General features: G+C 59.3%; 10 protein-coding genes. 5 read left to right on the top strand and 5 right to left on the bottom strand.

The genetic code is table 11. The annotated features are described in order from the left end of the window. The first annotated feature begins 378 nt into the window (after positions 1-378). Both DW49_RS0116450 and DW49_RS0116445 read left to right on the top strand, forming a co-directional pair. Positions 379-711 carry a DOPA 4,5-dioxygenase family protein gene (locus tag DW49_RS0116450; protein ID WP_003379433.1) on the top strand — a complete coding sequence of 111 codons (333 nt, stop codon included), beginning with the start codon at positions 379-381 and terminating at the stop codon, positions 709-711. A 212-nt stretch (positions 712-923) separates the two neighbouring features. Next, positions 924-1,748, top strand: a complete 825-nt coding sequence (locus DW49_RS0116445; protein WP_005613468.1) for an alpha/beta fold hydrolase — start codon at positions 924-926, stop codon at positions 1,746-1,748. A 221-nt stretch (positions 1,749-1,969) separates the two neighbouring features. Here the strand turns inward: DW49_RS0116445 and DW49_RS0116440 are convergent, their stop codons facing one another. The 3 genes from DW49_RS0116440 to trpB all read right to left on the bottom strand — a co-directional run bounded on the left by DW49_RS0116440 (position 1,970) and on the right by trpB (position 4,637). Further along, positions 1,970-2,473, bottom strand: a complete 504-nt coding sequence (locus tag DW49_RS0116440; RefSeq protein WP_005613466.1) for an anti-virulence regulator CigR family protein — start codon at positions 2,471-2,473, stop codon at positions 1,970-1,972. A 125-nt stretch (positions 2,474-2,598) separates the two neighbouring features. Beyond that, complete coding sequence (gene trpA, locus DW49_RS0116435) at positions 2,599-3,411, bottom strand: tryptophan synthase subunit alpha (RefSeq protein ID WP_005613464.1); 813 nt, start codon at positions 3,409-3,411, stop codon at positions 2,599-2,601. Continuing rightward, entirely contained in the window at positions 3,408-4,637 is a 1,230-nt protein-coding gene (gene trpB / locus DW49_RS0116430) for a tryptophan synthase subunit beta (protein WP_005738581.1), read from the bottom strand. Before trpB ends, trpA begins: the two co-directional genes overlap by 4 nt. Positions 4,638-4,716: 79 nt before the next feature. On the opposite strand from trpB, the gene DW49_RS0116425 reads away from it, so the two are divergent. Further along, the gene (locus DW49_RS0116425; RefSeq protein WP_024420452.1) at positions 4,717-5,673 is read left to right on the top strand and encodes a LysR family transcriptional regulator; all 957 of its coding nucleotides are present in this window, start codon (positions 4,717-4,719) and stop codon (positions 5,671-5,673) included. Here the strand turns inward: DW49_RS0116425 and DW49_RS0116420 are convergent, their stop codons facing one another. After that, positions 5,674-6,000 carry an ElaB/YgaM/YqjD family protein gene (locus DW49_RS0116420; protein ID WP_003379422.1) on the bottom strand — a complete coding sequence of 109 codons (327 nt, stop codon included), beginning with the start codon at positions 5,998-6,000 and terminating at the stop codon, positions 5,674-5,676. Positions 6,001-6,167: 167 nt separating this feature from the next. On the opposite strand from DW49_RS0116420, the gene DW49_RS0116415 reads away from it, so the two are divergent. Next, complete coding sequence (locus tag DW49_RS0116415) at positions 6,168-6,383, top strand: dodecin (RefSeq protein ID WP_005613459.1); 216 nt, start codon at positions 6,168-6,170, stop codon at positions 6,381-6,383. Positions 6,384-6,535: 152 nt separating this feature from the next. Further along, a complete protein-coding gene (locus DW49_RS0116410) occupies positions 6,536-6,760 on the top strand; it encodes a DUF1161 domain-containing protein (protein WP_005613457.1) in 225 nt (74 codons plus the stop codon). 146 nt (positions 6,761-6,906) lie between these two features. Here the strand turns inward: DW49_RS0116410 and DW49_RS0116405 are convergent, their stop codons facing one another. Beyond that, positions 6,907-7,908, bottom strand: coding sequence for an LLM class flavin-dependent oxidoreductase (locus tag DW49_RS0116405; protein WP_005613456.1), 1,002 nt, complete (start codon positions 7,906-7,908; stop codon positions 6,907-6,909). Positions 7,909-7,914 lie beyond the last annotated feature (6 nt).

The raw sequence follows: 7,914 nt of genomic DNA, 5'->3' as shown, positions 1-7,914 counted from the left end.
TACAGATGCCCTATCGAAATGATGACGGAAATGATGTCCAAGCATCATGAGAGTCCATCCCTAACTCAATAGCCGGGTGTTGCACTCAGCCTCTGAAACCGCCCAGCGCTGGCTTTTTACAGAAACTGGACCTCGTTCGCGCCGGTAAGCTTGTATTGTTTGAGCTTGAGGCTGTTTACGGTGCAGCGTGTATTTTATTGGCAGAGAGCGTCGTTTTGGAACCGCTCGATGCTGCGAGACTTCACACGTGAGACGGTCATGAGGCTTTCTCAACCATCGTGCAGGACCTACTATCGGTCTACACACGAGAAAAATGATCAAGGCTGGCCACACACCTGCATCAGCCAGGCCTTCAGCCGAGAAAGGAGCCTCTACCCAATGCAAGACATCCACGGCTACCACGCCCACATCTATTTCAACGCCCAAACCCTGGACCAGGCCCGAGCCCTGTGCGAAGCCGCGACCGGGAAATTTGCCGTGCAGATGGGGCGCGTCCATCAGAAGCTGGTCGGGCCGCATCCGGACTGGAGTTGCCAGTTGGCGTTCGGGCATGAGCAGTTGGCTGACGTTACGCTGTGGCTTGCGTTGAATCGCGATGGGCTGGTGGTGTTTCTGCATCCGTTGACGGGCGATGAGCTGCGTGACCATACCGATCATGCCATCTGGATGGGCGCGGTCAGGCCTCTTGATTTGAGTGCGCTGACTGGCTGATAGCCAGCTTCCTGGCCATTTTCCTTCTGCGGCTACAAGCGCATCCATCGTCGAAAATATCGGTGTAAGATAGATCCGCTGAAAAATGACCGCTCGGTCCGTTGCAGCGCAAACTTCAACAAGATGGTCATGCATACGCTTCAACATGATAATTCGCCTGCTACGGGCGGCTTGAGCTGAATGCTGAAAGACCAGACAGAGGATCATCAGAAATGCCGGATCTACTCATCGACGGTAAGACCCTTCACTACGCTGACCAAGGCACCGGGCCGGTTGTCCTGCTGGGTCACAGTTACCTTTGGGACAAGGCGATGTGGAGTGCGCAGATTGACACGCTGGCCAGCCAGTATCGGGTGATTGTGCCGGACCTTTGGGGGCATGGGGATTCCAGCGGTTTCCCGGAGGGCACCCGCAATCTCGATGACCTGGCTCGCCATGCACTGGCGCTGCTGGATCATTTGAATATCGAGCGCTGCAGTATCGTCGGGCTGTCGGTCGGCGGCATGTGGGGTGCCATTGCGGCACTGCTCGCACCCGAGCGAATCACCGGGCTGGTGCTGATGGACACGTATCTGGGCAATGAAACCGAGGCCAAGAAGGCTTATTACTTCTCGCTGCTCGACAAGCTCGAAGAGGCCGGTGCTTTTCCTGCGCCGTTGTTGGACATTGTGGTGCCGATCTTCTTCCGGCCTGGCATCGACCCGCAGTCGCCGGTTTATCAGGCGTTCCGGTCAGCGTTGGCGGGCATGAATGCAGAGCAGTTGCGCCAGACCGTCGTGCCCTTGGGGCGGATGATCTTTGGTCGTGATGATCGGCTTGGGTTGATTGAGCAACTAAATGCACACACCACGCTGGTGATGTGTGGCGATGCGGACATCCCGCGCCCGCCCGAGGAGACTCGTGAGATGGCCGGTCTGATTGGCTGCCCTTATGTGCTGGTGCCTGAGGCGGGTCATATCGCCAATCTGGAAAATCCGGATTTTGTGTCGGGTGCGTTGATGACGTTTTTGGCGCGGGTTAATCAGCAGCAGGGTTGAGCTGGCGGATCTACGCTAGACGCTCAAGTCACATATCTTGTGGGAGCGAGCCGGGCGACGCTTCGCTTGCTCGCGAATAGGCCAGTACAGCACTCAAAAATAGGGTGTCTGGACTGTCGTATTCGTGAGCAAGGGATTATGCTCAGCCTGAAAATGGCGGTTTCCTCTCATCACGCTCCAGCGTCGGAATGCTTTGAGTGACGTTCTGCGTTAGCGCTACATCAATTCAACACACCATCCAGAATCGCGTAAACAATCCCTGAACCCACGGCGATCAGTACGACGTCGGTGCCCAGGCGGCGCCATTCGTAGCCGTCGTAACGTGGCAAGTATTGCAGTGAACGGCTGTCCAGACGTTTGCCGTAGCCGCGCGGCAGTGGTTGGCCTTTGGCAATGTGCACGCCCGGTGGCAGCGGCTGGCCTCGGTCGATCACGTCGCGGTGCTGCTGGAAGGTCTGGCGTACGTCGCCGAAATCCTGCGGCGGACGGTTGCCGCCACGGTTGTCCTGATGGGCCTGTTTGCCTGGCCCGTTACCTTTGTCATTACCTGGGCCACGGTCATTCCCGCGCTCATTGTGCCCGCCATTCTGTGGTCCCTGCTGCTGGCCGCCACGGTTGTCGTCCGGGCCATCACCGCGCTGGTCCGGCGGTGCAGCTTGCAGCAACGGGCTGGCGCTGATCATCAGGATACCCAGCCCGGTGATAAAACGGTTTGGCAGTTTCATGGTGCTTCCTCGGCTTTACTCAATGCAGCAAAAAGGGGCTCACGACGCTGGTCATGAACCCCTTGTGTCTTGCTACATAGAACCGCTGCCAGCGCTTTGATTCCTCTGTATCAGAAACTTTACCCTCAACTGACGCGGGCGTTACGTACGCCTTCGGCCAGTGCGGCGCACAGCGTCAATACGCCATCGATTGCCTGCTCCGGCGACTCGGCTGTGGCGATCTTGTCGACGAACGCCGAGCCCACCACAACACCGTCTGCCAGACGCGCAATGGCCGCTGCCTGTTCAGGTGTACGGATACCGAAACCGACGCTGATCGGCAGGCTGGTGTGGCGACGCAGGCGTGCGATGGCTTCGGTAACGTGCTCGGTGGTCGCCGAACCTGCACCGGTCACACCGGCGACCGACACGTAGTAGACGAAACCTGAGCTGCGCTCCAGTACGCGCGGCAGACGCGCATCGTCGGTGGTCGGCGTGGTCAGGCGGATGAAGTCGATGCCGGACGCCTGTGCAGGCGTCGCCAGTTCGGCGTCATGCTCGGGCGGCAGGTCAACGATGATCAGGCCATCGACGCCCGCTTCCTTGGCCTGCGCCACGAAGGCTTCGACGCCAAAGCGGTGGATCGGGTTGTAGTAACCCATCAGCACAATCGGCGTGGTCTGATCATCGACACGAAACTCGCTGACCATCTGCAAGGTTTTCAGCAACGTCTGGCCGGCGTCCAGAGCGCGCAACGTGGCCAGCTGAATGGCCACACCATCAGCCATCGGATCGGTAAACGGCATGCCCAGCTCGATCACGTCAGCACCTGCAGCGGGCAGGCCTTTGAGGACTTTAAGTGAGGTGTCGTAGCCAGGGTCGCCAGCGGTAATGAAAGTGACCAGTGCCGCGCGACCTTCGGTTTTCAGCTGGGCGAAACGTTGTTCGAGACGGCTCATACCAGCTTCTCCTGAGTTTTGTCGGCTGCTGCCATGTGGTTCATGACGGTTTGCATGTCTTTGTCGCCGCGTCCGGACAGGCACACGACCATCAAGTGATCGTCGCGCAGGTTGGTCGCGCGCTTCATGGCTTCGGCCAGTGCGTGAGCGGTTTCCAGCGCCGGGATGATGCCTTCGAGCAAGCAGCACTGATGGAACGCGTCCAGCGCTTCTTCATCGGTGATGCTGACGTATTCAACGCGCTTCACTTCGTGCAGGTAGGCGTGCTCCGGGCCGATGCCAGGGTAGTCCAGGCCAGCCGAAATCGAATGAGCGTCGGTGATCTGACCGTCGCCATCCTGCAGCAGGTAGGTACGGTTGCCGTGCAGCACGCCAGGTACGCCGCCATTCAGGCTGGCTGCATGCTTGTCGGTGTCCACGCCATGACCGCCCGCTTCAACGCCGATGATTTCTACGCTGGCGTCATCAAGGAACGGATGGAACAGGCCCATTGCGTTGGAGCCACCACCGACGCAGGCGATCAGGCTGTCCGGCAGACGGCCTTCCTTCTCCTGCATCTGCTCTTTGGTTTCCTTGCCGATGACGGACTGGAAGTCGCGCACCATTGCAGGATACGGGTGCGGGCCTGCCACAGTGCCGATCAGGTAGAACGTGTCATCGACGTTGGTTACCCAGTCGCGCAGGGCTTCGTTCATCGCGTCTTTCAGGGTGCCGGTGCCGGAAGTGACCGGCACGATTTCAGCGCCCAGCAGCTTCATGCGGAACACGTTGGCCTGTTGACGCTCGATGTCGGTCGCGCCCATGTAGATCACGCAAGGCAGGCCGAAACGCGCGGCAACGGTTGCAGTGGCAACGCCGTGCATGCCCGCACCGGTTTCAGCGATCAGGCGTTTTTTGCCCATGCGCTTGGCCAGCAGCACTTGGCCGATGCAGTTGTTGATCTTGTGCGCGCCGGTGTGGTTGAGCTCTTCACGCTTGAAGTAGATTTTCGCGCCGCCACAGAACTCGGTCAGGCGTTCGGCGAAGTACAGCGGGTTGGGACGGCCGATGTAATCGCGCTGGAAGTAGGCCATTTCCTTGATGAACTCAGGGTCGGCTTTGGCGGCTTCGTACTCGCGGTTGAGGTCCAGCACCAGCGGCATCAGGGTTTCAGCTACGTAGCGGCCGCCGAATGAGCCGAACAGGCCGTTGGCGTCGGGGCCGCTGCGAAAGTTGGTCTGGGTCATGAAGTGCTCCAGTTGCAGTATTAAGCGAATGGATTGAGCCGGATCGGCAATGGGTCCACTTTAACCAGCGCATGCCCGAATGAAAACCGATAAGATCGCCACAACCTGTCAGGAAAACTCACAGATCATGAGCCGCGACCTTCCTCCTCTCACTGCGTTGCGTGCCTTTGAAAGCACCGCCCGATTTGGCAGCGTCAGCCAGGCCGCCGAGCAGCTGAACGTGACCCACGGTGCTGTCAGCCGTCAGTTGAAAGTGCTGGAAGAACACTTGGGCGTCAGCCTGTTCAGCAAGGATGGGCGTGGCCTGAAACTCACAGATGCGGGCATTCGGTTACGTGACGCCAGCGCAGATGCATTCGACCGGCTGCGAAGCGTGTGCGCAGAACTGAGTAAGGGCAGCGTCGATGCGCCTTTCGTGCTCGGTTGTTCCGGCAGCCTGCTGGCCCGTTGGTTTATCCCGCGCCTGAGCCGCTTGAATGCGGAGTTACCGGACCTGCGTCTGCACCTGTCGGCAGGCGAAGGCGATCTCGACCCACGTCGGCCGGGGCTGGATGCGTTGCTGGTATTTGCCGAACCACCCTGGCCTGCAGACATGCAGGTATTCGAGCTGGCCAGCGAACGAATCGGTCCGGTGTTGAGCCCGCGCTTTGCGCGATTCGAAAGCATGCGCGATGCGCCCGCCAAGGCCCTGCTTGAAGAATCCTTGCTGCAAACCACGTCACGTCCACAAGCCTGGCCGAGCTGGGCACAGCAGAACGGGATCGATCCGCAAGCGTTGCGCTACGGTCAGGGTTTCGAGCATTTGTATTATTTGCTGGAGGCGGCCGTGGCAGGCCTGGGCATCGCGATTGCGCCGGAGCCGCTGGTCATCGATGACCTGAAAGCCGGTCGCCTGGCTGCGCCATGGGGTTTCAGTGAAACCCCGGCGCAGCTGGCGTTGTGGGTACCCAGAAGAGCGGCCGATGGACGGGCGCGGCAGCTTGCTCAGTGGTTGAAAAATGAGCTGAAGCGGTCTGGGGACCCGATCAGAAACTGATCAGTTACCGCGCTTGAACAGCAGGTAGGCTGCGAGCAAACCGATTGCACCGACGGCAACACCTGCGGTGGTCCAAGGGTGCTCTTGAGCGTAGTCACGGGTTGCCAGAGCGTTTTCGCGGGTTTTCTCTTTGACGTCTTCGTAGACATCGCTGAGCAGGCTGCGCGAGTGGCTCAGCGCGCTTTCGGCGTTGGCTTTCAGGTTTTTCAGTGTCTTGCGCGACTCGTCAGTAGCGTCGTCTTTCAGGCCCTCGAGGGACTTCAAGAGGCTCTCGATCTCAGCTTCCATACTCTGCAACGAGGCCTTGCGAAGTGAAGTACTAGCCATGGTGTATCTCCTGCAATGATGAGTGGGCGTGTTGTTTCCGACTCCGGGCTTTTTGGAAAGTGCGATGGGATTTTTGCAAAATGCTGAACTTTTGCGCGCCTTCCCCTGACAGATGCAGGGAGCGCGGTTTACGTTGCGCCTTGCCAGACACTTTCAGGAGAACTGCAATGAGCGATAACCACACGTACAAAAAAGTCGAAATCGTCGGCTCTTCCACCACCACTATCGAAGACGCCATCAATAACGCATTGGCCGAAGCCAGCAAAAGCCTCAGCCATCTGGAATGGTTTGAAGTGACCGAAACCCGCGGCCATATCGAAAACGGCAAAGTCGCGCACTTTCAGGTCACATTGAAAGTTGGCTTTCGTATCGCTGCCAGTTGATCATCACCTGAACCTTTCGACTGGCCGATTGCCATAACCTGCGCTACACACAGATATGCCCCTACAGGCTCAATGAATGTGTGGGCGCGGTGATATTCAATGGGCGCCTGTTCCGATGGCGTCTGCAGTTGGCCGGACGAGAGGGATTACCCATGAAGAAGTTTTTGTTGGCTGTTGGCTTGTTGAGCATTGCAGGCACCGCTCTTGCGGCAGGCAAGCCATGCGAAGAGTTGAAAAGTGAACTTGATGCCAAGCTCCAGTCGAAGGGCGTAACGTCCTACACGCTGGAAGTGGTCGAGAAAGGCAGTGCGGCCGGCAAGCAAGTGGTCGGCACCTGCGAAGGCGGCACCAAGGAAATCGTCTACCAGCGCGGTTGATGACTGATCGAGCCTGATTCAGGTCAGGCTGATCAATCCCGTTTGCGGGTTTCACGAACACAATCGCCCCGGCCTGGTGACAGTCCGGGGCGATTGTGTTTGTGGTGGAGCACCTTGCGATGCTGCCTTTCGGTTCCGGGGTTCGCTTAGCCGTGCGCGACCTGGGCGAGAATCTCGTAGGACCGCAGCCTGTCTTCATGCTCGTACATGTCGCAGGTAAAGATCAGCTCGTCGGCATCGGTCTGCTCGAGCAGCACGTCCAGTTTGGCGCGGATCTTCTCCGGGCCGCCGACCATCGCCAGCCCCAGGAAGCTCGCCACTGCTTCACGCTCGTGCGGCAGCCACAGGCTGTCCATGGAATCGACCGGCGGCCGCTGCATCAGACTGTGCCCGCGCATCAACGCGAGAATGCGCTGGTAGACCGACGTCGCCAGGTATTCAGCCTGCTCATCGGTATCGGCTGCCGACAGCGGAACGCCGAGCATCACGTAGGGCTTGTCTAACACCGCCGAGGGCTGGAAGTGATTGCGGTACACGCGAATGGCCTCGTGCATGTAACGCGGTGCGAAGTGCGAAGCGAATGCATAAGGCAGCCCGCGCATGCCCGCCAGTTGCGCGCTGAACAGGCTCGAGCCCAGCAACCAGATCGGCACATTGGTCCCTGAGCCCGGTACCGCGATCACTTTTTGATCAGGTGTGCGCGGCCCCAGGTACTCCATCAACTCAGTGACGTCATCCGGAAAGTCTTCGGCGCTGCCGGAGCGCTCGCGGCGCAAGGCACGGGCGGTCATTTGATCGGAGCCCGGCGCGCGGCCCAGGCCCAGATCGATTCGATCAGGATAAAGGCTCGCCAGGGTGCCGAACTGCTCGGCAACCACCAGCGGCGCGTGATTGGGCAGCATGATCCCGCCAGCGCCCACACGAATGGTCGAAGTGCCCCCGGCCAGGTACGCGAGCAGCACGGAGGTCGCCGAACTGGCGATACCGTCCATGTTGTGGTGTTCCGCCACCCAGAAACGGTTGTAGCCCAGCTTTTCAACGTGCTGAGCGAGGCTGAGCGAGTTGCGCAGGGATTCGGCGGGCCCTTTGTCGTGGCGCACGGGCACCAGATCAAGGGTCGAAATTTTTACATCTGCCAGACGTTTCATAGGCCG

The sequence above is a fragment of the Pseudomonas avellanae BPIC 631 genome (assembly GCF_000444135.1).
Classification (GTDB): domain Bacteria; phylum Pseudomonadota; class Gammaproteobacteria; order Pseudomonadales; family Pseudomonadaceae; genus Aquipseudomonas; species Aquipseudomonas avellanae.
Note: the sequence above shows the minus strand (reverse complement) of the source record. Positions and strands in the feature narration are given on the sequence as shown.

Coding starts and splice junctions, on each gene's coding strand:
- trpA (WP_005613464.1), bottom strand. CDS start 3,411: ATGAGCCGTCTCGAACAACGTTTCGCCCAGCTGAAAACCGAAGGTCGC.
- DW49_RS0116410 (WP_005613457.1), top strand. CDS start 6,536: ATGAAGAAGTTTTTGTTGGCTGTTGGCTTGTTGAGCATTGCAGGCACC.
- DW49_RS0116425 (WP_024420452.1), top strand. CDS start 4,717: ATGAAAACCGATAAGATCGCCACAACCTGTCAGGAAAACTCACAGATC.
- DW49_RS0116420 (WP_003379422.1), bottom strand. CDS start 6,000: ATGGCTAGTACTTCACTTCGCAAGGCCTCGTTGCAGAGTATGGAAGCT.
- DW49_RS0116445 (WP_005613468.1), top strand. CDS start 924: ATGCCGGATCTACTCATCGACGGTAAGACCCTTCACTACGCTGACCAA.
- DW49_RS0116440 (WP_005613466.1), bottom strand. CDS start 2,473: ATGAAACTGCCAAACCGTTTTATCACCGGGCTGGGTATCCTGATGATC.
- DW49_RS0116405 (WP_005613456.1), bottom strand. CDS start 7,908: ATGAAACGTCTGGCAGATGTAAAAATTTCGACCCTTGATCTGGTGCCC.
- DW49_RS0116415 (WP_005613459.1), top strand. CDS start 6,168: ATGAGCGATAACCACACGTACAAAAAAGTCGAAATCGTCGGCTCTTCC.
- trpB (WP_005738581.1), bottom strand. CDS start 4,637: ATGACCCAGACCAACTTTCGCAGCGGCCCCGACGCCAACGGCCTGTTC.
- DW49_RS0116450 (WP_003379433.1), top strand. CDS start 379: ATGCAAGACATCCACGGCTACCACGCCCACATCTATTTCAACGCCCAA.